The 23,678-nt window shown below is 32.4% G+C and carries 27 protein-coding genes; 14 read left to right on the top strand and 13 right to left on the bottom strand.

Annotated elements, in window-relative coordinates; all coding sequences use genetic code 11:
• Window positions 1-97: 97 nt before the first annotated feature.
• From ACR9ES_RS07395 to ACR9ES_RS07380, 4 genes are all read right to left on the bottom strand, one after another.
• A complete protein-coding gene (locus ACR9ES_RS07395) occupies window positions 98-1,663 on the bottom strand; it encodes a S41 family peptidase (protein ID WP_435253736.1) in 1,566 nt (521 codons plus the stop codon).
• Complete coding sequence (locus ACR9ES_RS07390) at window positions 1,650-2,081, bottom strand: deoxycytidylate deaminase (protein ID WP_120186167.1); 432 nt, start codon at window positions 2,079-2,081, stop codon at window positions 1,650-1,652. The genes ACR9ES_RS07395 and ACR9ES_RS07390 overlap by 14 nt, the downstream gene beginning before the upstream one ends.
• Before the next feature lie 66 nt (window positions 2,082-2,147).
• Window positions 2,148-2,729 (bottom strand): HupE/UreJ family protein, encoded by a 582-nt coding sequence (locus tag ACR9ES_RS07385; protein ID WP_435253735.1) that lies wholly within the window; start codon window positions 2,727-2,729, stop codon window positions 2,148-2,150.
• A gap of 8 nt (window positions 2,730-2,737) precedes the next feature.
• A complete protein-coding gene (locus ACR9ES_RS07380) occupies window positions 2,738-3,199 on the bottom strand; it encodes an Lrp/AsnC ligand binding domain-containing protein (RefSeq protein ID WP_120186168.1) in 462 nt (153 codons plus the stop codon).
• Window positions 3,200-3,353: 154 nt separating this feature from the next.
• Between ACR9ES_RS07380 and ACR9ES_RS07375 the strand changes: the two genes are divergently transcribed.
• The 5 genes from ACR9ES_RS07375 to ACR9ES_RS07355 are packed head-to-tail and all read left to right on the top strand — an operon-like array spanning window position 3,354 to window position 6,415.
• A complete protein-coding gene (locus ACR9ES_RS07375) occupies window positions 3,354-3,926 on the top strand; it encodes a DUF2975 domain-containing protein (RefSeq protein WP_274633839.1) in 573 nt (190 codons plus the stop codon).
• Between the two features lie 7 nt (window positions 3,927-3,933).
• Window positions 3,934-4,437, top strand: a complete 504-nt coding sequence (locus ACR9ES_RS07370) for a DUF2975 domain-containing protein (protein ID WP_274633840.1) — start codon at window positions 3,934-3,936, stop codon at window positions 4,435-4,437.
• A 2-nt stretch (window positions 4,438-4,439) separates the two neighbouring features.
• Entirely contained in the window at window positions 4,440-4,646 is a 207-nt protein-coding gene (locus ACR9ES_RS07365) for a helix-turn-helix domain-containing protein (protein WP_047789930.1), read from the top strand.
• 28 nt (window positions 4,647-4,674) lie between these two features.
• Entirely contained in the window at window positions 4,675-5,931 is a 1,257-nt protein-coding gene (locus ACR9ES_RS07360; RefSeq protein ID WP_435253734.1) for a Y-family DNA polymerase, read from the top strand.
• Between the two features lie 25 nt (window positions 5,932-5,956).
• A complete protein-coding gene (locus ACR9ES_RS07355; RefSeq protein WP_274633842.1) occupies window positions 5,957-6,415 on the top strand; it encodes a LexA family protein in 459 nt (152 codons plus the stop codon).
• Between the two features lie 171 nt (window positions 6,416-6,586).
• Here ACR9ES_RS07355 and ACR9ES_RS07350 read toward each other — a convergent pair whose 3' ends face one another.
• Entirely contained in the window at window positions 6,587-6,997 is a 411-nt protein-coding gene (locus tag ACR9ES_RS07350; RefSeq protein ID WP_028892207.1) for a BrxA/BrxB family bacilliredoxin, read from the bottom strand.
• Between the two features lie 114 nt (window positions 6,998-7,111).
• Here ACR9ES_RS07350 and ACR9ES_RS07345 point away from each other — a divergent pair, with 114 nt between their 5' ends.
• The 7 genes from ACR9ES_RS07345 to ACR9ES_RS07315 all read left to right on the top strand — a co-directional run bounded on the left by ACR9ES_RS07345 (window position 7,112) and on the right by ACR9ES_RS07315 (window position 15,824).
• Entirely contained in the window at window positions 7,112-7,870 is a 759-nt protein-coding gene (locus tag ACR9ES_RS07345; protein ID WP_274633843.1) for a TerB family tellurite resistance protein, read from the top strand.
• Window positions 7,871-7,922: 52 nt separating this feature from the next.
• Window positions 7,923-9,836, top strand: coding sequence for an OmpA family protein (locus ACR9ES_RS07340; RefSeq protein WP_435253733.1), 1,914 nt, complete (start codon window positions 7,923-7,925; stop codon window positions 9,834-9,836).
• A gap of 118 nt (window positions 9,837-9,954) precedes the next feature.
• Window positions 9,955-13,362 (top strand): isoleucine--tRNA ligase, encoded by a 3,408-nt coding sequence (gene ileS, locus ACR9ES_RS07335; protein WP_435253732.1) that lies wholly within the window; start codon window positions 9,955-9,957, stop codon window positions 13,360-13,362.
• Between the two features lie 4 nt (window positions 13,363-13,366).
• Entirely contained in the window at window positions 13,367-13,744 is a 378-nt protein-coding gene (locus ACR9ES_RS07330) for a TraR/DksA family transcriptional regulator (protein WP_435255632.1), read from the top strand.
• A 46-nt stretch (window positions 13,745-13,790) separates the two neighbouring features.
• Complete coding sequence (locus tag ACR9ES_RS07325) at window positions 13,791-14,438, top strand: hypothetical protein (RefSeq protein ID WP_435253731.1); 648 nt, start codon at window positions 13,791-13,793, stop codon at window positions 14,436-14,438.
• A 143-nt stretch (window positions 14,439-14,581) separates the two neighbouring features.
• Window positions 14,582-15,175 carry a lipoprotein signal peptidase gene (locus ACR9ES_RS07320; RefSeq protein WP_435253730.1) on the top strand — a complete coding sequence of 198 codons (594 nt, stop codon included), beginning with the start codon at window positions 14,582-14,584 and terminating at the stop codon, window positions 15,173-15,175.
• Between the two features lie 46 nt (window positions 15,176-15,221).
• A complete protein-coding gene (locus ACR9ES_RS07315; RefSeq protein ID WP_435253729.1) occupies window positions 15,222-15,824 on the top strand; it encodes a DUF4230 domain-containing protein in 603 nt (200 codons plus the stop codon).
• Here ACR9ES_RS07315 and ACR9ES_RS07310 read toward each other — a convergent pair.
• Window positions 15,821-16,234, bottom strand: coding sequence for a DUF6691 family protein (locus ACR9ES_RS07310; protein WP_435253728.1), 414 nt, complete (start codon window positions 16,232-16,234; stop codon window positions 15,821-15,823). The genes ACR9ES_RS07315 and ACR9ES_RS07310 overlap by 4 nt on opposite strands.
• Before the next feature lies 1 nt (window position 16,235).
• Window positions 16,236-16,796: a YeeE/YedE family protein gene (locus tag ACR9ES_RS07305; RefSeq protein ID WP_435253727.1), complete on the bottom strand. Its 561-nt coding sequence runs from the start codon at window positions 16,794-16,796 to the stop codon at window positions 16,236-16,238.
• A 159-nt stretch (window positions 16,797-16,955) separates the two neighbouring features.
• Here ACR9ES_RS07305 and ACR9ES_RS07300 point away from each other — a divergent pair, with 159 nt between their 5' ends.
• On the top strand, window positions 16,956-17,948 hold the full coding sequence (locus ACR9ES_RS07300) for a Stealth CR1 domain-containing protein (protein WP_435253726.1): 993 nt from the start codon (window positions 16,956-16,958) through the stop codon (window positions 17,946-17,948).
• 59 nt (window positions 17,949-18,007) lie between these two features.
• Here ACR9ES_RS07300 and accC read toward each other — a convergent pair whose 3' ends face one another.
• From accC to pdxA, 6 genes are all read right to left on the bottom strand, one after another.
• Window positions 18,008-19,354, bottom strand: coding sequence for an acetyl-CoA carboxylase biotin carboxylase subunit (gene accC / locus ACR9ES_RS07295; RefSeq protein ID WP_435253725.1), 1,347 nt, complete (start codon window positions 19,352-19,354; stop codon window positions 18,008-18,010).
• An 89-nt stretch (window positions 19,355-19,443) separates the two neighbouring features.
• Window positions 19,444-19,926, bottom strand: a complete 483-nt coding sequence (gene accB, locus ACR9ES_RS07290; protein ID WP_028892217.1) for an acetyl-CoA carboxylase biotin carboxyl carrier protein — start codon at window positions 19,924-19,926, stop codon at window positions 19,444-19,446.
• 24 nt (window positions 19,927-19,950) lie between these two features.
• Complete coding sequence (locus ACR9ES_RS07285; protein ID WP_028892218.1) at window positions 19,951-20,946, bottom strand: beta-ketoacyl-ACP synthase III; 996 nt, start codon at window positions 20,944-20,946, stop codon at window positions 19,951-19,953.
• 150 nt (window positions 20,947-21,096) lie between these two features.
• Complete coding sequence (gene rpmF, locus ACR9ES_RS07280) at window positions 21,097-21,291, bottom strand: 50S ribosomal protein L32 (protein ID WP_047789948.1); 195 nt, start codon at window positions 21,289-21,291, stop codon at window positions 21,097-21,099.
• Between the two features lie 8 nt (window positions 21,292-21,299).
• On the bottom strand, window positions 21,300-21,836 hold the full coding sequence (locus tag ACR9ES_RS07275) for a YceD family protein (protein WP_435253724.1): 537 nt from the start codon (window positions 21,834-21,836) through the stop codon (window positions 21,300-21,302).
• A 74-nt stretch (window positions 21,837-21,910) separates the two neighbouring features.
• Window positions 21,911-22,945 (bottom strand): 4-hydroxythreonine-4-phosphate dehydrogenase PdxA, encoded by a 1,035-nt coding sequence (gene pdxA, locus ACR9ES_RS07270; RefSeq protein WP_274634963.1) that lies wholly within the window; start codon window positions 22,943-22,945, stop codon window positions 21,911-21,913.
• 63 nt (window positions 22,946-23,008) lie between these two features.
• Between pdxA and ACR9ES_RS07265 the strand changes: the two genes are divergently transcribed.
• Window positions 23,009-23,596, top strand: coding sequence for a riboflavin synthase (locus ACR9ES_RS07265; protein WP_274634962.1), 588 nt, complete (start codon window positions 23,009-23,011; stop codon window positions 23,594-23,596).
• The last annotated feature ends 82 nt before the right edge of the window (window positions 23,597-23,678 follow it).

Below are 23,678 nucleotides of genomic sequence, written 5' to 3'. Positions count from 1 at the left end.
TCAAACCGTATAAGAAATTTTCAATAATTAAATAAAAGAAATCAAAAGCTAAAAATTGCTCCAAGTCCTCCAATTATTTTTAATGCCTTCTGATTTATTATTGTGTTTTTTTTAACTCAAACACTTTTTGAATCATTTTATCATCTTGTTGATTTACTTTATATAAACCTTCATCACTAAACAACTCACGAGCTATTAAAACCCTTAAATTGCTACGAAGTTGATTTTTTGTTCTTTCAGAAAGTCTGAAATCTTTAATTTCTTCTAGAAATTTGTTAGAAACGCTATGGTCTTTATCAAAGTTTTTAATAAAATCATCTACCGTTATAGACGCTAATTTTTTACGATTATCATCAACGTATGAAAAAGCAAAATCGTTTAAAGGACGGAAGAAAATCGTAGGAATGTAAGAAGAGGTGTCTACCGCAACAAAATGATCTGGGATAATTCCACCACCACCATACACTATTTTTCCTTTAGGTGTTGTGTATTTTAAACTATCTACTGTTTTAATACTGTCTTTATTGAACAATTCACCATTTTCTATACGATGCTCAAAATCGTGACTGTATTCTTCAGAGTCAGCTTCTGCTTTGTAAGGCTTTTGAATAGAGCGACCTGTAGGAGTATAATAGCGAGCAGTAGTTAATCGCACAGCAGAACCATCACCCAAATCCATTTCTTGTTGTACTAACCCTTTACCAAAAGAACGACGTCCGATGATAATTCCCTTGTCATTATCTTGTAATGCACCTGCTACAATTTCAGAAGCCGAAGCAGAGTTTTCGTCAATTAGAACATACAAACCACCGTGTTCAAAATCACCTTTATCTGTAGCGAAAGATTCAACAACATCTCCTTTATTGTTTTTAGTAAATACAATAAGTTTTTTATCTTCTAAAAATTCATCAACAATATCGTTGGCAATATCTATAAAGCCACCGCCGTTACCACGAAGATCCAACACCAAGTCGGTCATTCCTTTCGTAAGTAATTTGTTTAAAGAAGTTTTAAATTCTACATAAGTGTTACGAGCAAAACGATCTAATTTTATATAACCAACACTGTCGTTTAGCATGTAAGCAACGTCAACACTTTTAATGTTTACTTTACCACGATTAATGGTAATGTCAAAAACACTGTCATTGGTTTTTCTATAAACTTGTAAATCAACTTTAGTATTTGGCTTCCCTTTTAAGGCTTTCATTATTTGGGAAGTTTGTAGGTTTTTTCCGTATAGCGTGTCTTTATCGGCAAGTAAAATTCTATCTCCAGCTTTAATTCCCGCTTCAATACTTGGTCCACCTTTAATAGGTTCTATAACGGTAATCGTATCACCAATCATACGAAACTGAACACCAATACCTACAAAGTTACCCTGCATGTTTTCGGTAACTAATTGTAAGTTTTCCTTCGGAATATATACAGAGTGCGGATCTAATTTACCTAGCATTTCAGCAATAGCACCATCTAATAATTCATCAGTGTTAACGTTGTCAACATAATCACTTTGAATATAATCAATCAAACGTTTTATTTTACGTTCACTAGAAGTACTTTTACTAATAAAATTGCTTGAGTTTCCACCGCTAAAAAAAGTTCCGATAAGAATACCGAAAACTACTGCGATAGAGAAATATATAGGTAAATTATTCTTGTTCATTTGGTAAATATGTCAATTCAACACCTGCTTTTTCTAAAAAATCTAATCCTGATCGGTCTTTGTATGCTTGTGAATATACTACACGTTTTATCCCTGCTTGATGTATTAATTTACTACATTGTTGACAAGGTGATAAAGTTATGTACAAGGTAGCACCTTTACAGGATTGTGTTGAAGATGCTACTTTTAAAATAGCATTGGCTTCGGCGTGTAATACGTACCATTTAGTGTAACCTTCTTCATCTTCACAAAAGTTTTCGAACCCAGAAGGAGTTCCGTTATAACCGTCAGAAATAATCATTCTATCTTTTACAATTAAAGCACCTACTTTTTTACGAATACAGTGTGAAAGTTGTCCCCATTCATTCGCCATTTTTAAATAGGCAATGTCATATTTTAATTGTTTTTTCTTCAAAATGTTTCGTGTGATTTTTTCTTAGTTAAGCTAAGGTGATTAGATTTGAATTAGTTAGGCGTTAATTTTTTACCAAAAAACACGGTCGAACATCATTTGTAAAGCGAACCCGATAACGATAGACGACATGATTAAAATCCAATCACGACGATTTACACTAAAGATTGATTGTACTAACGCACCGATTAATAAAATACCTAAAACAATGATAATTTGTGCTACTTCTACACCTAAAGCAAACTCAACTAAAGGTAAAAATTTATCAGAAGTTTTACCAATCATAATTTTAAAATAGTTGGAAAAACCAAGTCCGTGAATTAATCCGAAGAAAAGTGCAAAAAATAAATTCTGATTTTCTTTTCCTACCGATGCTTTTTTGGCAGTTAATACATTCATTAACCCTGTAATAAAAATAGTTAACGGAATTAAAAATTCGATTAAATCTGCTCGTACATTTAAAATTCCGTAGGCAGAAAGTGCTAGCGTTATCGAGTGTCCAATGGTAAATAAAGTGATTAACCATAAAACTTTTGTCCACTGTTTAAATTGATATACAACAGCTAATACGATTAAAAATAAAATGTGGTCATAGGCTTTAAAATCAAGTACATGAAACAAGCCTATTTTAAAGTAGAATATAAAATCGTTCATTCGGGGTTTTAAATTTTTATTTGTCGATCTATTTGTTGGTCTAAAGATATAAAAGTTTCGGTTCTTGAAACCCCTTTTATGGTTTGAATATCCTTATTTAACAGGTGCATTAAATCTTCATTGTTCTTACACAGTATTTTAATAAAAATAGCATAGTTACCTGTGGTGTAATGACTTTCTACAATTTCAGGAATTTCTTTTAAACGTTTAATAGCTGAAGAGTATAAACTGGCAGAATCTAAAAACACTCCAACAAAAGCAGTGGTAGTATATCCTAAGGCTTTAGGGTTTAATACCATTTTATAGCCTTCAATCAAATCAGATTCGTCTAATTTACGCAACCGTTGATGAATGGCAGCGCCTGATATACCTACTTCGCGAGCAATACTTAAAATAGGAGTTCTTGCATCATTTACCAATCGTTTGATAATGATTTTATCTATTCCGTCAATTTTCAATTTTTTTGCCATGTAACAAAAATAGCAAAAGTTTAATTATCATATAAAAATAAAAAATTATTGTTTTTCAATAATTTTAATATATTTGTGCAAGAAATAAAAAATATAAAATGTTATGGAGACAAAAAAGATTTTAAAAAATGGATCACTTTTCTTGAAGTTTATAATGTTAATACAAATAATTCTATGTGTAGGATTAGTGTTTATATACTTTGACTCTATGGTATCTCCTGAAAAATATAACTCACTAATTATTGATGAAAGTAGAAGATTGGTTTTTAACCATGGTATTGAAAAAGTACCAGAAACTTATGAGCAATGGGAGGCTACAGAAAAGTTTATACATTATAATTTATTAAATGACTATTCTAAATTTTATATCATATGGACAAAAGTTGTAAAGTTTTTAGGGTACTTTTTTATACTATATTTTTTAAATCTTTTTTTAAAGAATACAAAAAGTTATGATTTGTTTTTTTGCTCTAATATTAAAATATTAAACAAAATTATATTATTAATAATAGCACTTTTTATAATAGATTTTGCTTTAAAAGGATTTACGTTAGAACCAATATCAATGGTTTTTAATGAAACAGATATACCGCATTTTGTAACAAAAGAAAGAGTAACATTAGATTTTATAATATACTATCCATTAGCCATTATCTTCTTTTATATTTTAAAGGAAGTGTTTAAAAGAGGGAGAGAGCTAAAAGAAGAAAACGACCTAACCATATAAACTAATTATGAGAAAATTAAAAATTTTAAAAAGCTTAATAGACTTTATTTTTATTGTATATAGTCTCATGGTTCCTTTTCTTGCTATAGGTATTCCTCTTATATTTTTTGTAACAGAACAAGGCAATTTTAAAATTATGGGGTTAGACTTTAATGTAGGTACAAGCATAACTTCAAAAGTATTTGTAGCAATTTTTTTGTTGGTGTATGTACTAGTTTATAATGCAGTTTATAAGTTTAGAGTAGTGTTAACAGAATTTGTTAGAACTAAGATGTTTTCAGAAAAAGTAATTACGAATTTAAAAGGAGCAGGAAATTTATTACTTATTTCAGGTGTTTTGATGATTGTTGCTAGAGTTGGTTTAAAGCTAACAACAACATCAACTATAAATTTTGATTTTGGAATTGGAGCTCATTATTTAAGTATCTGTTTTGGACTTTTCTTTTTAGTGCTTTCAGAGATATTTAGAGTTTCAAAAGAATTAAAACAAGAAAACGACTTAACTATATAAGTATGCCAATTATTGTAAACTTAGATGTAATGCTTGCCAAACGCAAGATGAAAAGCAAAGAATTGGCAGAAATCGTAGGAATTACTACAGCAAATCTATCCATCTTAAAATCAGGAAAAGCTAAGGCGATTCGTTTTTCAACATTAGAAGCAATTTGCAAAGCATTAGATTGTCAACCTGCAGATATTTTAGAGTTTGTAGAGGAGTAAAAACAGAAGATTCTGTACCTTTACAATTATGTATGCGTTGGTAGATTGTAATAACTTTTATGCTTCTTGCGAACGGGTTTTTAATCCGAATTTGCAAGGAAAACCCGTGGCTATTTTAAGTAATAATGATGGGTGTGTTATTTCAATGAGTGATGAAGCAAAAAAATTACAGCTTCCATTTGGAGCTCCAATTTTTAAGTGGGATCAGTTTTGTAAAGACAATCAAATTTCAGTGCTGTCGTCAAATTATCCGTTGTATGGTGATATGAGTGCGCGGGTGATGAAAATTTTAGAACAATTTTCGCCCGATGTAGAGGTGTATTCTATTGATGAAGCTTTTTTACAATTCAAAGGTTTTGATGGATATAATTTGAATTCTTATGGAACTGAAATAAGAAGTAGAATTTTACAATGGACAGGTATTCCAACTTGTGTAGGAATTGCACCTACAAAAGCATTAAGTAAAGTAGCAAATAAAATAGCACGTAAGTTTCCGAAAGAAACAGAAGGAGTCTATGTGATAGATTCCGAAGAAAAAAGAATCAAAGCGTTAAAATGGACTCCTATTGAAAGTGTTTGGGGAATTGGAAGAGGTATACAAAAAAGACTACAAGCTAAAGGATGTGTAAAAGCGTATGATTTTACACAGTTAAATGATGATTGGGTGCTGAAAAATTTATCCATTACAGGCTGGAAGTTAAAAAAAGACTTAGAAGGAGATTCGAAAATTGAATTAGATGAACCTGCCAACAAAAAAGCAATAGCAACAACCCGAAGTTTTGAATATACCTTTTCAGATTTAGATAATATTAAAGAAAGAATTTCTACGTTTGCCGCAAGTTGTGCAGAAAAATTACGTAAACAAAATTCTAGTTGTCATATGGTAATTGTATTGTTGCGTAGCGATTATCATAAAAAAGACACAGAGCAACATCGTGTAAGTAAAACAGTAGTGTTTCCGTATCCGACCAATTCAACATTAACAATTTGTAAAAGCGCGGTACAAGCAGTAACAACTATTTTTAAAGAAGGAATACACTACAAAAGAGCAGGAGTTATTGTAACAGGATTGGTGCCTTCAGATAATTATCAATTAGATATGTTTGCAAGTGAAAATCCGAAGCACGCTTCTTTAATGAGTGCGATTGATAAAATTAATCAGACTTATAAAGCAGATAAGATTAAATTAGCCAATCAAGATTTACGGCGTACTTGGAAGATGCGTCAAGAACGATTATCACCCAAGTACACAACTAATATTAACGATATTATCAAGGTAAAGTAAGTTTAGTTAAACAACAAACAATAAGATGTTACGAAAATTAAAACAAGTACAAGCATCAGAAGCATTGACATTTTTTTTACCGAAAGAATTAAATGAAAGCGAAGGTGCTATCTTTATGGATATAGGTATTTCTGCTGGATTTCCTTCTCCTGCAGATGATTTTAGAGAAACTCGTATTTCGTTAGATGAGGAGCTTATTAGAAATAAAGAAGCTACATTTTTTGCGCGAGTAAGTGGTCAATCGATGATTGGTGCAGGTTTGGATGATAATGATTTGTTGGTGATTGATAGAAGCATTCCGCCGACCAATAATAAGATAGCGGTTTGTTTTTTAGATGGAGAGTTTACGGTAAAACGTTTGCGAGTTGAAGGAGGAGAAGTTTGGCTAAAACCTGAGAATCCAGATTATCCTATTATAAAAATCACGGAAGAAAATAATTTTATCATTTGGGGAATTGTCACCAATGTGATTAAAAAAGTTTAGAAGAGAACAGAGACCGCTTCGCTGAAAGACAAAAGAACCAAGACGATAGACGATAAGTGGAAAACTTCAAGAATAAAAAAAAATCTGGAAATTTTCCAGATTTTTTATTTTTAGCCTACAGCCTACAGCCTACAGCCTACAGCCTACAGCCTACAGCCTACAGCCTACAGCCTAACAAAACTCGTCGTAAGCAGCTGCTAAGTTTTGAGCAATTGCTTCAGCAGAACGCCCTTCAATATGATGACGCTCTAACATGTGTACTAAATTTCCGTCTTTAAATAAGGCGATTGCAGGTGATGATGGAGGGAAAGGAATCATATATTCTCTTGCCTTCGCAGTAGATTCTTTTTCTACCCCTGCAAAAACAGTTGTTAAATGTGTAGGAGTTTTATCTGCCCCTAAAGAAGCAATAGCTCCTGGTCTTGCAGTACCTGCAGCACATCCACAAACTGAGTTTACCATTACTAACGTAGTTCCTTCTTTTGCTAAAGCATTGTCAACATCTTCAGCAGTATATAAAGCTTCAAAACCAGCATTGATTAATTGGTCACGCATTGGTTTTACTAATTCTTCTGGATACATATTTTTGAATTAAATTTTAAAGCAAAGATACTGTTTTTCATGGCAACAATCAACTTCAAATAGCTATGGTTGTAGTTGCTTAAAATTTTATCTTTGCACTTTTAAATTTTATAAATGGGAAAATTTGCAAAATGGCTTGGGGCTGGAGCAGGCTTTACGTTAGGAGGTCCTATTGGAGCTATTGTAGGATTTGTTGTGGGGAGTTTTATTGATGGAATTTCAGTAGAAGATTTTAAAGAAGAACAACAAGAATATCAAAAAAGACAACATGAGGGAACAAGAGGAAGAGCTACTTCAGGAGATTTTGAAATTAGCTTATTAATCTTAGCATCGGTAGTTATAAAAGCAGATGGGAGAATAGATCAACGCGAATTAGATTATGTTCGTACGTATTTTGTGAAAATGTACGGTAAAGAAAGAGCAAATCATGCATTTAAATTGTTCAACGGAATTATTAAAAAGCAAATTTCTACACGTCAAGTTTGTTTACAAATTCGTCAGTACATGTCGCATGCTACGCGATTACAGTTAGTTCATTTTTTATTCGGAATAGCGCAAGCTGATGGACAAGTAACGAGTAATGAGGAGCAAGAAATTAGAAAAATAGCAAGTTATTTATACATTAATGAATACGATTATTCATCTATAAAAGCAATGTTTTATGATGAGTCTGATAGCGCTTATAAAATGCTAGAAATAACAAAAGAAGCTACTAATGATGAGGTGAAAAAAGCGTATCGAAAAATGGCTAAAAAGCACCATCCAGATAAACTGCAAAACTTAGGAGAAGAGCATAAAAATGGAGCGAACGAAAAGTTTCAAAAAATTCAAGCAGCTTATGAACAGATAAAAAAAGAGCGAGGAATAAGCTAGAATAAAAAAAGATAATTATTTTAGTGTTATTTAACTACAAAAGATAAGAGACATGGGGAAACAGTTAGTAGTAATATTTATTTTTCTTAGTGGCATTTGCTTAGGGCAAAGAAAATACACAGCCGACAAATATTTTGAAGTTTTTGCTTATAAAAAGGCAGCAGAACTATATGAGAAAATTTATGATAAAGGAAATAATTCGTACGAAATTGTTAGTCGTTTAGGAGACTCTCATTATTATAACTCAGAGTTTTTAGAAGCAGAGAAATGGTATAAAATTTTAATGGAAAACTATGAGAGTATTACAGAGCCAGAATATTTTTTTAGATATGCACAATCTTTAAAAAGTAATGGAAAAATTAAAGAGTCTGATAAATGGCTTTTAAAGTTTAGTGAAATTAAAGAGAATGACTCAAGAGGGCAAGCTTTAGAGAAAAATGAAGGTTATTTTAACAAATATAGTAATGGAAAAAAGAAAACATTTGTAAATATAACCAATCTCTCAGTCAATACTCAGTATTCTGATTTTGGTGGGTTTACCTATGATAATAAGCTTTATTTTGCCTCTACAAAACCTGTTGGAGAAAATGACAAACTATATAAATGGAACAATCAACCGCATTTAAATATCTACAAAGCAAATGAAGTTTATAATAAAGAAAAACAATTAATAGATTTAGAAAAAGAAGAAATAATTTCATCATTAAGTTCACAATATCACGAATCCAATGCTGTAATTACTTCAGATGGTAAAACAATGTACTTTACCAGAACAAATTTCAATGGAAAGAAATTAGAAGGAGGAGATAATCAAATAGCATATCTTAAAATATATAAAGCAGAGTTTGAAAATGGAGAGTGGAGAAATATAAAGGAACTTCCATTTAATAATGATAATTATTCTGTAGGGCATCCAGCTTTAAGCTCAGATGAGAAAACATTATATTTTATTTCAGATATGCCAAATGGTTTTGGGAAAACAGATATATACAAGGTTGCACTTTTAGAAAATAGCACTTACGGAGAACCAGTAAATTTGGGAAAAGAAATAAATACTGAAGGAAGAGAAATGTTTCCTTTCGTCGCTAAAGATAATACCTTGTATTTTGCTTCAGACGGACATCTAGGTTTAGGTGCCCTTGATATTTTTGAATCAAAAAATAATTCAGGTACTTATCAAAAACCAAATAATTTAGGTGCTCCAATAAATGGATCGTATGACGATTTTGCTTTTGTGATAGACGATGAAAAGAACAAAGGTTTCTTCTCTTCTAATAGAAAAGGAGGAAAAGGAGACGATGACATTTATAGCTTTATTTTATATAACTGTAAAGAAGATATAACAGGTGTAGTATCAGAAGAAAAAAGCAATAAACCAATATTAGGAGCAACAGTTAAATTAATTGATTCTAATGGTAAGGTTCAAGCACAACAAGTAACGGGAAAAAATGGAGACTATAGGTTTGTTGAAGTTGATTGTGAGAAAAAATTTACAGTTATAGCAGAAAAAGAAGATTATAAAGCTTACCCAAAACAATTACAAACTCTTGATGTAAATAAACAGCTTGTTACAGTAAATTTATCGTTAAAACCATTGATTATAGAAGATCAAATTGTGATTAGTCCTATTTATTTTGATTTTGATAAACATACAATAAGAAAAGATGCAGAATATGAGTTAGAACATATTGTTTCGGTAATGAAAAACCACCCAGAAATGATAATTAGAATAGAATCACACACAGATAGTAGAGGATCGAAAGAATACAATAAAAAGCTATCTGATAAAAGAGCAAAATCAACAAAAGCTTACATTGTTTCTAGAGGGGTTTCTTCAGAAAGAATAGAAAAAGCAGTAGGTTATGGGGAAGAAAAACTATTAAATAATTGTGATGATACAACAAACTGCTCTACAAAAGAGCATCAAAAAAATAGAAGATCTTATTTTTATATAGTTAAAAAATAACAATTATAACCTATAAAGTATCAAAAACACCTCAATTTTGAGGTGTTTTTTTATATCTCAAATTCAACAATTACAAGAAAATACGTAATTTCGCACATTCAATTAATAAACCGACAAAATGAGTAAGAAGTTTACTGAATACAAAGGATTGGATTTACCAAAAGTAGCAGAAGAAATATTAAACTATTGGGAAGAAAACAACATCTTTGAAAAAAGTATTACTACACGTGAAGGAAATGAACCATTTGTGTTTTTTGAAGGACCACCTTCAGCAAACGGTTTACCAGGAATTCACCACGTAATGGCACGTGCCATTAAAGATATTTTTTGTCGTTATAAAACCCAAAAAGGATACCAAGTTAAGCGTAAAGCAGGTTGGGATACGCATGGGTTACCTGTAGAATTGGGTGTTGAAAAAGAATTAGGAATCACTAAAGAAGACATTGGAACAAAAATTACCGTTGAAGAATACAACGAAGCGTGTAAAAAAGCGGTAATGCGTTATACCGATATTTGGAACGACCTAACAGAAAAAATGGGATATTGGGTAGATATGGAAGATCCATATATTACTTACAAACCAAAATATATGGAATCGGTTTGGTGGTTGTTAAAGCAAATCTATGATAAAGATTTACTGTATAAAGGATATACTATTCAACCGTATTCACCAAAAGCAGGAACAGGATTAAGCTCGCACGAGTTAAATCAACCAGGAACGTATCAAGATGTTACAGATACTACAGTAGTAGCTCAGTTTAAAACGATAAAAGAAACATTACCAGACTTTTTACAAGTTGATGGAGATGTACACTTTTTAGCTTGGACAACGACTCCATGGACACTTCCATCGAATACAGCATTAACGGTTGGTCCAAAGATTGAGTATGTTTTAGTAAAAACATTCAATCAATACACATTTGAACCAATTCAAGTGGTGTTAGCGAAAAACCTGGTAGGTAAACAATTTGCTGGAAAGAAGTTTAATGAAGTTGAAGATGTAGCTGAATTAGCAAATTATGCAGAGGGAGATAAGCAAATTCCATATGCAGTTGTAAAAGAATTTATAGGAAAAGACTTAGTAGGTATTAAATACGAGCAATTATTACCATTTGCTTTACCATATCAGAATCCAGAAAATGCTTTTAGGGTAATTTCAGGAGATTTTGTTACTACCGAAGATGGTACAGGTATTGTACACACAGCACCTACGTTTGGTGCTGATGATGCGTTGGTTGCAAAACAAGCAACTCCAGAAGTGCCACCAATGTTAGTGTTAGACGAAAATGAGAATCCAGTTCCTTTAGTAGATTTACAAGGGAAGTTCCGTCCAGAAATGGGAGAATTTGCAGGTAAATATGTGAAGAACGAGTACTATGCTGATGGAGAAGCTCCTGAAAGATCAGTAGATGTTGAGTTAGCGATTCAATTAAAAGAAGAAAATAAAGCCTTTAAGGTTGAAAAATATGTACACAGTTATCCGAATTGTTGGCGTACCGATAAACCAATTTTATACTATCCATTAGATTCTTGGTTTATCAAGGTAACCGATGTAAAGGATAAGATGTTCGATTTAAACGAAACGATAAACTGGAAACCAAAATCAACAGGAGAAGGACGTTTTGGTAACTGGTTAAAAAATGCCAATGACTGGAACTTATCACGTTCTCGTTTTTGGGGAATTCCATTACCTATTTGGCGTACTGAAGATGGAACAGAGCAAATTTGTATCGGTTCTGTAGCTGAATTAAAAGAAGAGATTCAAAAGTCAGTTGATGCAGGCGTAATGACTGAAGATATTTTTGCTGATTTTGAAGTAGGAAACATGTCTGAAGAGAACTACGATAAAATTGATTTACACAAAAATGTAGTTGATAAAATCACTTTAGTTTCTACATCAGGAAAACCAATGAAACGCGAGAGCGATTTAATTGATGTATGGTTCGATTCTGGTTCTATGCCGTATGCACAGTGGCACTATCCGTTTGAAAATAAAGAATTAATCGATACTAAAGAAAGCTACCCAGCGAACTTTATTGCAGAAGGTGTAGATCAAACTCGTGGATGGTTTTATACCTTACATGCAATCGGAACAATGGTATTCGATTCTGTAGCCTATAAAAATGTAGTGTCTAACGGATTGGTGTTAGATAAGAACGGGCAAAAAATGTCAAAACGTTTAGGAAATGCGGTAGATCCGTTTACTACCTTGGCAGAATTTGGTCCAGATGCTACTCGTTGGTACATGATTTCAAACGCGAATCCTTGGGATAACTTAAAATTTGATATTGCAGGAATTGAAGAGGTAAAGCGTAAATTCTTCGGAACTTTATACAATACCTATTCATTCTTCTCATTATATGCGAATATTGACAACTTTACGTATAGCGAAGCTGAAATTCCAATTAACGAAAGACCAGAGATTGATCGTTGGATTTTATCTGAATTAAATACGTTGGTTGATAAGGTTGATAAATTCTATGCAGATTATGAGCCAACCAAAGCAACCAGAGCAATTTCTGATTTTGTACAAGATCATTTAAGTAATTGGTATGTGCGTTTATGTAGAAGACGTTTCTGGAAAGGAGAATATGCACAAGATAAAATTTCAGCATACCAAACATTGTATACATGTATGTTAACGGTGGCTAAATTAGGATCTCCAGTAGCACCTTTCTTTATGGATCGTTTATATAAAGATTTAGTAAACGCTACAGGTGTAGAGGATTTTGAAAGTGTACACATTGCAGAATTCCCTAAGTATAATGCTGATTTAGTAGATAAATCATTAGAGCGTAAAATGGAAAATGCACAAACGATTTCATCATTAGTTTTATCTCTTAGAGCTAAAGAAAAAATCAAAGTACGTCAACCATTACAAAAAATAATGATTCCAGTATTAGATGCAGTTCAGAAGGAAGAAATTTTAGCAGTTGCAGATTTAATTAAGTCAGAAGTAAACGTTAAAGAGATTGAGTTATTAGACGATGCTTCAGGAATTTTGGTAAAACAAATCAAACCAAACTTCAAGGCTTTAGGTCCGAAATTTGGTAAAGATATGAAGCTGATAGCGAATCAAATACAAGGATTTACACAAGAAGACATCTTCAAAATAGAAAAAGAAGGAGAAGTTTCTGTGGAAATTAATAATAAAATGATTACTTTAGAAACCGCAGATGTAGAGATTTCATCAAAAGATATCGAAGGGTGGTTGGTAGCAAATGCAGAAGGGTTAACCGTTGCTTTAGATGTTACGATAAACGACGAATTACGCAAAGAAGGTGTGGCAAGAGAATTGGTAAATAGAATTCAAAACGCACGAAAAGACACAGGTTTAGAAGTAACCGATAAAATAAAATTAACCATTTTACAAGCTGATGATTTAAGAGAATCGGTATTGGCAAATGAAAACTACATTAAAGCAGAAACATTAACAAACGAATTAGTTTTTGTTGATGATTTAAAGAAAGGTACAGAAATTGAGTTTGATACCATTAAAAGTAGAATGTTAATTGAAAAAATATAGCATTATGGATGATGTTAAAATAAGATATTCAGACAGTGATTTACAAGAATTTAAAGAAATCATCTTAAAGAAAATTGAAAAAGCAGAAGAAGATTTAAAATTATTACAAGCTTCTTACAAAAACGGATCTGATAACGGTACCGATGATACTTCTCCACAATTTAAGTCGTTTGAAGAAGGATCGGATACAATGGCTAAAGAAGCAAACATGCAATTAGCTATTCGTCAAGAGAAATTTATTAGAGATTTAAAGAACGCCTTAGTTCGTATTGAAAATAAAACCTACGGTATTTGTAGAGTTAGGGGTAAGTTAATTCAAAAAGAACGTTTAAAATTAGTGCCTCATGCTACGTTAAGTATTGAAGCAAAACGCAAGCAATAAACCGTAGAAAATTTATATAAAGCCTCTTTTAAGAGGCTTTTTTTGTATGAAGAAATATGTGTTCTTATTATTTATAGTCGGTAATCAACTTCTTTTTAGTCAAGAAAAAGTAGTGCAGAAAAGAAGTATGCTGGTGCATGAACTTGAAGTACTTACTTACGGATTAGATGATATTGTTGTAGAGAATTCTGAAAATAATCAGTTAGAGGTAACTCTGTTCGATGAAAATCCGCATACACATAATATCCTTTTTTATGAGGAAAATGAGATTTTAAAAGTAAGTTTTGAACTGAGTATTCCCCCACTTCAAGATGAAGTTTTTAGAAAGTACATTACAAGAAGACTTGAAAGAGCTCGAGTAGTAATAAAAGCTCCAAAAAATAAGCATATTACAATCCATGGTAAAACTATAGGAGTGACTTCAAAAAGCTATGAGGGAGATTTAGATGTGTATATTGAAAGAGGAAACATAAAATTGAATACCATTTCAGGAAATATAAAAGCGCATCTTTTTCAAGGAAATGTATTTGCAGATGCATTTAAAACGGATTTAGATCTAACTACAAATAAAGGAGTAATTCTAGTTAATGATAAAAAGAAAATTTCTCCATTTCTAAACCAAAATTCATCATCATCCAAAATATTTACCGTAAATTCTATTCATGCTAATATTACTGTGAAAAGAAAGGATTAAGCTAAGTTTGATTGAGAAAAACTACCTCTTTCAAACTATATAAAGACGAATATGACGAAAAGTATATGGGGCTTTTTTCTGTAATATAACTGTAAAAAACATAAGAATAGTTTTCTTATTTTTGTTTCCATTAATTTGAGATAATGTCTAAAAAATACATCGCAATACTTACCGTAGTTTTGGCAATTTTAATTGACCAAATAAGTAAAATATACATCAAAACCCATTTTCAATTAGGAGAAGAAATCATTGTTTTTAACGATTGGTTCAGAATCCATTTTACCGAAAATAACGGTATGGCTTGGGGGTTTGAATTCGGTGGTAAAGCAGGAAAATTATTTTTAACATTGTTTAGAATAGTTGCGGTTACCGGTATTGTGTATTGGTTGTGGCAAACCATTAAGAAAAAAACACACACAGCAGTAATTATAGCAATATCACTAATTTTAGCGGGAGCAGTGGGTAATATTATTGATTCTGTTTTTTACGGAGTAATTTTCGATTCGTCATACCACAACGTCGCTACGCTTTTTTCTGATAATCCTTACGGAGAATTATTTCACGGTAAAGTAGTTGATATGTTGTATTTCCCAATTTATCAAGGAGAAAACTTTACATTTTTCAATGCTATTTTTAACGGAGCAGATTCTTGGATAACTATTGGAGTTGCGTTATTGTTCATATTAAATAAGCAAGCATTTCCAAAGGAGGAAGAAGAAACAAAGAAGGTTTCATAAATCTCACTTTCATTTACTTTTTTTATATTTATAGAAAAAGAAAACTATGCGTTTACTAAAATACCTTGCTGTTTTTGTACTAGGATTTTTAATTGCAAAATTTTGGTATGAAAAGAAGGAGGAAAAGTATGAACAAGAAGAAATTCAAGTTGTTTTAAATGGAATTCAGAACCTGAGTAAGCTAGTGGTTTCGGGAGGGAATTTTTCTGAAATGTATAGCTTTACAGATGCCAAAAAATACTTTTACGGATACCTTACGTTTGAAAAAAAAGCAATGCTTTCTGTGAATGCAAAGGTAGAGGTTGGTTATGACTTATCAAAATTAGAAATTCAGATAGATAGTGTAGGGAAACAAATCATTATCAATAAAATTCCTGAAGAAGAAATTCTCATCTCTCCCGATATTAAATACTTCGATTTACAGCAGAGTCAGTTCAATACTTTTTCCAAGCAAGAATTGAATAAGCTTAATGCTAAAGCTATAGAAAAGATTCAATCGACAATTACAGTGTCTCGACTACAAAAAGACGCTAAAACACGGTTATTTGAAGAATTATCGAAAATTTACCAACTTTCTAAAATCTACAATTGGAAAGTGGTTGATAATACAAACTCCGTAATACTTGAACCACTATTGCTAAAAGATTAATTCGGTAACTTCTTACTTAACAAACCGTAAATAAAAGCGCCTAAAAGAGCTCCTAGAAGCACAATAATCATTGGAAGTATTCCTTGTCCAATCAAAACAAAAATAGGAGCAGGACATGCACCTGCTAACGCCCAACCCAATCCGAAAAGAGCTCCTCCAACTAAAGTTCTAATAAATCCTTTTTTCTTTTCTTTAATATTGATTTGGTTACCTAAGTAATCTTTAATTTTTCCACTTTTAAAGAAATACATAAACACTGTAGAAATAGCTACGGCAGAACCAATAATTCCGTACATATGAAATGATTGAAATTTGAACATTTCATAAATACGATACCAAGAAACAGCTTCTGATTTTGATAAAATAATTCCGAAAATTATACCAATAACTAAAAATTTCAAATTCTTCATCTTAACCAAATATTAAAGGGAAAAGTACCCAAATCATAATTAAACCACCTATAAAAAAACCAATTACAGCAATTAAAGAAGGTAACTGAAAGCTACTCAATCCTGTAATAGCGTGTCCTGAGGTACAACCATCAGCATAACGCGTTCCGAAACCAATTAAAATTCCGGCAACTAATAAAATGGCAAAACCTTTTAAGGTTAACATGTTTTCTATACTATAAATTTCATTTGGCACATACGTTTTTCCAGCATCAGCAAAACCTAATTCAGCTAATTCGTTAACGGTGGTAGGGTTTAAATCAACTCCTGGTGCAGCAGATAAAAAGTTAATAGCTATATATCCTCCAATTAATAAACCAACTAAAAATACGATAGCCCAATCGCGTTCTTTCCAGTCTTTTTTAAAATAATCAGATACTTTGCCGGCACCTGCCATAGTACACATGGTTTCTAAGTTAGTAGATACGCCAAAGTTTTTTCCGAAGTAAAAAAATAAGAAAAGTATCAACGAAATAAGTGGTCCAGATACATACCAAGGCCAAGGTTGTAAGATAAAATCCATTTAACAGAGTTGTTTTATAAAGTGCAAATATAACGGATAATTCTTGTTTTAATGTTTGTATGCTAAGATTACACGATCTATATTTTTCAATAATTTAGAGAGTTTATTTAAAAAGAAGTACTTTTGAACCCTAGAAAGTTTACTTAATTTTAGTATAAGATGGGAATAGATTTTGTGGTTACTTGGGTTGATATGGATGACCCTAAATGGATTAAAGAGTTTTCAAAATTTTCTGATAAAATAGATAATTCTGTTAACGAAAAATCAGAAGCACGTTTTCGTGATCACGGTTTTTTAAAATATTGGTTTAGAGGTGTTGAGAAGTTTGCTCCTTGGGTTAGAAAAATTCATTTTGTAACTAGCGGACAGAAACCTGAATGGTTAGATGAAAATCATCCTAAGATTAATTTAGTAAGTCATTCTGATTTTATTCCAGAGGAATATTTACCAGTTTTTAACTCTAATTTAATTGAGATTTATATGCACAAAATTCCTGATTTGTCAGAGCAATTTGTGTATTTCAACGACGACTTTTTTATCATAAACGATGTCCCTGAAACGCGTTTTTTTGAAAATGGATTACCAAAAGATATTGCCACTTTTAGAACCAATACAGGTATCTCTCAGTTCGAGAAAATGTTAAAAAACAACATTCGACTTATCAATAAACATTTTGATAAGAAAGAAGTTTTTAAAAGAGATCACGATAAATGGTTTCACCCTTCATATGGTTCACGAGCAAGAATTACAAAACTATTAAAGTACTACAACAAGTTTGTAACTCTTCGTACACCACACAACGCACAGCCTTTTTTAAAGTCTACTTTTGAAGAAGTTTGGAAGCACTGCGGAAATGAACTTACAGGAATGTCTACACACAGGTTTAGAAGTGATAACGACTACACGCCGGAGTTGTTTAAGACTTGGCAGATATGTAAATCTAACTTTATACCGTATAATACGTATCAAGATACTAAGATGTTTTCTTTGGTTATAAAGTCAAAACAAGCGATTAAGGCGGTTAGAGAACAATCGTATAAACTGGTTTGTTTAAACGATAATATACACATAAGAAACTACGATAAAGTAATGCAAGAAATACACGATGCTTTTGAGAGTATCTTGCCTGAAAAATCGAGTTTTGAAAAATAGGAGGTAGTAGAACCTTTTACATTAAAAAAGCCTAATGTTTTTAAACATTAGGCTTTTTTTTATGATTGTTTTTCCATTTCAAAATCTTCCATAAACTTAGTGGTATAATTACCCGCTACGTAATCTGGATGATCCATTAATTGTCTGTGGAAAGGAATAGTTGTTTTTACACCTTCAATAACATACTCATCTAATGCACGCTTCATTTTGTTGATTGCTTCTTCACGAGTTTGTGCAGTAACAATTAACTTAGAAATCATAGAATCGTAGTTTGGTGGAATCATATACCCAGCGTATACGTGAGTATCGATACGAACACCATGACCACCTGGCGCATGATAAGAGGTTATTTTTCCTGGAGCAGGTCTAAATCCGTTATAAGGATCTTCTGCATTAATTCTACATTCAATTGAGTGTAATTGAGGCTTGTAGTTTTTACCAGAAATCGGCACACCAGCCGCAACTAAAATTTGTTCACGAATTAAATCGTAATCTACTACTTCTTCAGTAATAGGGTGCTCTACTTGAATACGAGTATTCATCTCCATAAAGTAGAAGTTACGGTGTTTGTCTACTAAGAACTCAACTGTACCAGCACCTTCATACTTAATATATTCTGCAGCTTTTACAGCAGCAGCTCCCATGGCATCACGTAATTCTTCTGTCATGAATGGAGAAGGAGTCTCCTCAGTTAATTTTTGGTGACGACGTTGAACTGAACAATCTCTTTCAGATAAGTGACAAGCTTTACCGTAAGCATCACCTACTACTTGAATTTCAATATGGCGAGGCTCTTCAATTAACTTCTCCATATACATATCGTCATTTCCAAAAGCAGCTTTAGATTCTTGTCTTGCAGAATCCCAAGCATCTCTTAAATCCTCAGCTTTCCAAACAGCACGCATTCCTTTACCTCCACCACCAGCAGAAGCTTTTAACATTACAGGATATCCTGTTTCTTTAGCTACTTTTTCACACTCTTCAAAAGTGGTGATTACACCGTCACTACCTGGTACACAAGGTACACCCGCAGCTTTCATGGTAGCTTTAGCATTCGCTTTATCTCCCATACGGTCAATCATTTCAGGAGAAGCTCCGATGAACTTAATATCGTGCTCTTCACATAATCTTGAAAACTTAGCATTTTCAGCTAAGAAACCGTATCCTGGGTGGATTCCGTCTGCGTTTGTAATTTCAGCAGCAGCAATGATACGATCCATTTTTAGGTATGATTCGCTACTTGGAGCAGGTCCAATACAAACCGCTTCGTCAGCAAATCGTACGTGTAAACTTTCAGCATCTGCTTTAGAATAAACAGCCACTGTTTTAATACCCATCTCTTTACAGGTTCTAATTACACGTAGCGCGATTTCGCCTCTATTGGCAATTAATATCTTTTTAAACATGTCTTTTAGTTTATGAGTTTATTGGGTTTAGGTGTTTAAGAGTTTAGTTATGTACTAAACTTCTAAACGTAAAACTTCTAAACCAAAAATTATGATGGGTCTACTAAGAATAATGGTTGATCAAATTCTACTGGAGAAGAGTCATCCACTAATACTTTAACGATTTTACCAGATACTTCTGATTCGATTTCGTTAAATAATTTCATTGCTTCAATAATACAAACAGTATCACCAACTTTTACTTCAGTTCCTACTTCAGCAAAATTAGGTTTATCTGGAGAAGGCTTTCTGTAGAAAGTACCAATGATAGGTGATTTTATAGTTACATATTTTGAGTCGTCTTCAGTGTTAGCAGGAGCAGCTGCAGCTGGTGCTGCTGGTTGAGCAACAGGAGCTTGAGCCATCATTTGAGGAGCTTGAGCCATAGGAGCAGCAGCTTGAATAATAGTAGTTTCAGCAGCTTCGCCTCCAGTTTTAATGGTGATTTTAATATCTTCCATTTCTAGTTTTACTTCACTTGCACCTGACTTTGCTACAAATTTTATAAGACTTTGAATTTCTTTAATGTCCATTTTCCTAAATTTTAGTTGTTTAGTTTATGAGTTATATGCCCATTTTAAGTAGATAGCTCCCCAAGTGAAACCACCACCAAATGCGGCAAAAATTAAATTATCTCCTTTTTTCAACTCTTTTTCATAGTCGGCAAGTAATAACGGTAAAGTAGCAGAAGTAGTATTTCCGTACTTGTGAATATTCATCATTACTTTGTCATCTTCTAAGCCAACTCTGTTAGCGGTAGCTTCGATGATTCTTTTATTAGCTTGATGTGGAACTAACCACTGAATATCTTCTTTTGTTAAGTTGTTTCTGGTTAACATTTTTTCAGAAACATCTGCCATATTTGAAACAGCAAACTTAAATACTGTTCTACCTTCTTGGTGAACAAAGTGTTGCTTGTTTTTTATGGTTTCTTCTGATGGAGGTAAGATTGATCCACCTGCATCTATTTTTAAGAATTCACGACCAATACCGTCACTTCTTAAGTATTCGTCTTGCAATCCTAAGCCATCATTATTTGGTTCAAATAAAACAGCGCCTGCGCCGTCGCCAAAAATGATACAAGTAGCTCTATCAGTATAATCAATAATTGATGACATTTTATCAGCACCAATTAATAATACCTTTTTATAACGACCACTTTCAATATATCTAGCAGCAGTAGACATACCGTATAAAAAACTAGAACAAGCAGCTTGTAAATCGTATGAAAAAGCATTAACCGCTCCAATTTTAGAGGCAGTATATGCTGCTGTAGAAGCTACTGGCATATCTGGTGTAGCGGTTGCTACGATTACCATGTCTATTTCTTCAGGGTTTGTATTTGATTTTTGTAGTAAATCTTCGGCTGCTTTAATAGCCATGTAAGAAGTTCCAAGACCTTCTCCTTTTAAGATTCTTCGTTCTTTGATTCCTGTTCTGCTGGTAATCCATTCATCGTTGGTATCTACCATTGTTTCTAGCTCTTTGTTAGTTAGAGCGTACTCGGGAATATATTTTCCTACCGCCGATATAGCTGCAGTTATTTTAGTCATAGTTGTTTGTTTTGTAGTAAAACGAGTTTTCAAAGTAATGAAAATTATTTCACTTTTTTGTAGAAAAAAACATCAAAAAATACACTTTTTGACGTAAAAACATAAAAAAACCCTCAAAATAGAGGGTTTTTTAATTTTTTAAACTAGTTCTTAAGCCTCAGCAGCAGCGCTTTCTAATACTACTTGACCTCTGTAATAAAGTTTTCCTTCATGCCAGTGAGCTCTGTGGTATAAATGAGCTTCTCCAGTTGTAGGATCAACAGCTATTTGAGGAACAGAAGCTTTATAGTGAGTTCTTCTTTTGTCTCTTCTAGTTTTAGATATTTTTCTCTTTGGATGTGCCATTTTATGTCTTATTTATCTGTTAGTAAATCCTTTAATTTATCCCATCTTGGGTCTGTTGAGTCTTCTTCAACAGTTTTCTCTTCGTTTATTCTTAATTCTTCTAATTTCTTTAAAGCATCTGACTGCATTGAACCATCAGTTACACTTGGGTGTACTCTTTTGGTTGGAACGGATAACACAATTAATTCATATAGATATTGTGCAACGTTAATTTGATACGCTTCGTGTGGAAGTATCAAAATTTCATCGTGTTCGTCATTAAATTCAGGGCCAAATTTAACAACCAAGTCTAAACTACCATTAATAGGTAGATCAAACAATTCATTAGTGACATCACAAGGAACATTAACGGTTCCGTTTATGGTAAAATTAAGCTCAAATAAAGTGCTCTTTTTTACAAAAGTAATATCAGCTTTAATGTTTACGTCATTAAATTCATCAAACTGAAAAGCTTCAAAGAACGTTTTGTCAATTTGATATTCAAATAAATGACTTCCTTCTTTTAAACCTACAAAAGGTATGTTGAATTGTTTTAAGTCTTTCATCTACAACTATCAATTTGAGCGTGCAAAGATATAAAAAATGTTTTTACTTTTATATTTTGTGTAAAAAAAATGCACTATTTTATGTTTAAAGCATTTTTAGTAAGTTCTTGATACTCTTTTCGGTTCTTAAATATTTGTAATGAGGTAAATAAAGCTTCTTTAAACGACGTTTCATTTGCTTTGTTTTTACCTGCGATATCAAATCCCGTTCCGTGATCTGGAGAGGTTCTTACTTTAGCTAATCCTGCGGTGAAATTTACACCATTTCCAAACGATAAAGCTTTGAAAGGAGCTAACCCTTGATCATGATACATGGCTAAAACACCATCAAATTGTTCGTAAGTTTTAGAACCAAAGAAACCATCAGCTGCATACGGACCAAAAACTAATTTACCCGATTCTTTAATTTCGGCAATCGTTGGACGAATAATTTCATCGTCTTCACTACCTATAATTCCGTTATCTCCACAATGTGGATTCAGTCCTAAAATGGCAATTTTAGGTTTGTTGATGTTGAAATCTTGCTTTAATGAATTATACATGATGTCAACTTTCGACTTGATAAGTTCTGGAGTAATGGTTTCGGCAACTTTTGAAACAGGAATATGTCCTGTTATTAAACCAATACGCAATTCATCCGTCATTAAAATCATCAAGCTTTTTCCGTCTATGTTCTCTTCCAGGTATTCTGTATGACCTGGGAAGTTAAATTCTTCTGATTGTATATTCTCTTTACTAATAGGAGCGGTAAGTAAGACATCAACTTGATTCTTCTTTAAAGCAGCTACTGCTCCTTGCAAAGATTTTAAAGCATATTTACCACCTTCTTCAGTAATTTTACCTAAATCAATTTTAACCTCCTCTTTCCAAACATTCAATAAATTGATTTTTCCGTGAACTAATTTATCTATTGAAGTAATTCCGTGGACACTATTATTAAGATTCAACGCTTTTTTGTGGTATGAAATCAGTTTGTTTGAAGCAAACAACACAGGGGTACAGAAATCTAACATTCGTTTGTCTTCAAAAGTTTTTAAAATAATTTCGATACCAATTCCGTTGATGTCTCCAACTGAAATTCCAACAATAATTTTGTTTGCTTTATCCATAGTTTACTTTCGTAGGTAAAGTTGTATTTTTGATGCTAACAAAAGTAACTAAATTTTTATAGAATGTTTACCGGAATAATAGAAACTCTTGGAACGGTTAAAGGAATAGAGCGTGAAAAAGAAAATTTACACCTTACAATTCAAAGTACAATTACCAATGAGTTAAAAATAGATCAAAGTGTAGCACATAATGGTGTTTGTTTAACAGTAGTGGCAATTGATAATGATGAGTATACCGTTACAGCAATAAAAGAAACTTTAGATAAAACCAATATTGGCGATATACAAGTAGGTGAAGAGGTAAATCTTGAAAGAGCTATGAAGTTAGGCGCTCGTTTGGATGGTCATATTGTACAAGGGCATGTAGACGGAACTGGTGTTTGTAAAAATATTGAAGATGCTGAAGGGAGTACGGTTTTTACTTTTTCATATAACTTTGATGGAAGTAATGTAACGATTGAAAAAGGTTCTATTACCATTAACGGAGTGAGTTTAACGGTTGTAAACTCTAAAAAAGATGAATTTAGTGTGGCAATAATCCCTTATACCTTTGAGCATACTACGTTTAAAAATTTTACAATTGGTAGCAAAGTAAACTTAGAGTTTGATGTTATAGGAAAGTATGTTGCTAGACTAACTCAATTTAGATAACAGGAGAAAATTTCCAATAATTATAAAAACCATAAATATATTTCGATATGTTTATGGTTTTTTCTTTTTTCATGATAAAAAT

Origin of the sequence: Tenacibaculum sp. A30 (genome assembly GCF_051200845.1) — a bacterium.
GTDB lineage: Bacteria > Bacteroidota > Bacteroidia > Flavobacteriales > Flavobacteriaceae > Polaribacter.
The sequence above is the reverse complement of the archived record's forward strand: the minus strand, read 5'-3'. Positions and strand labels throughout refer to the sequence as shown.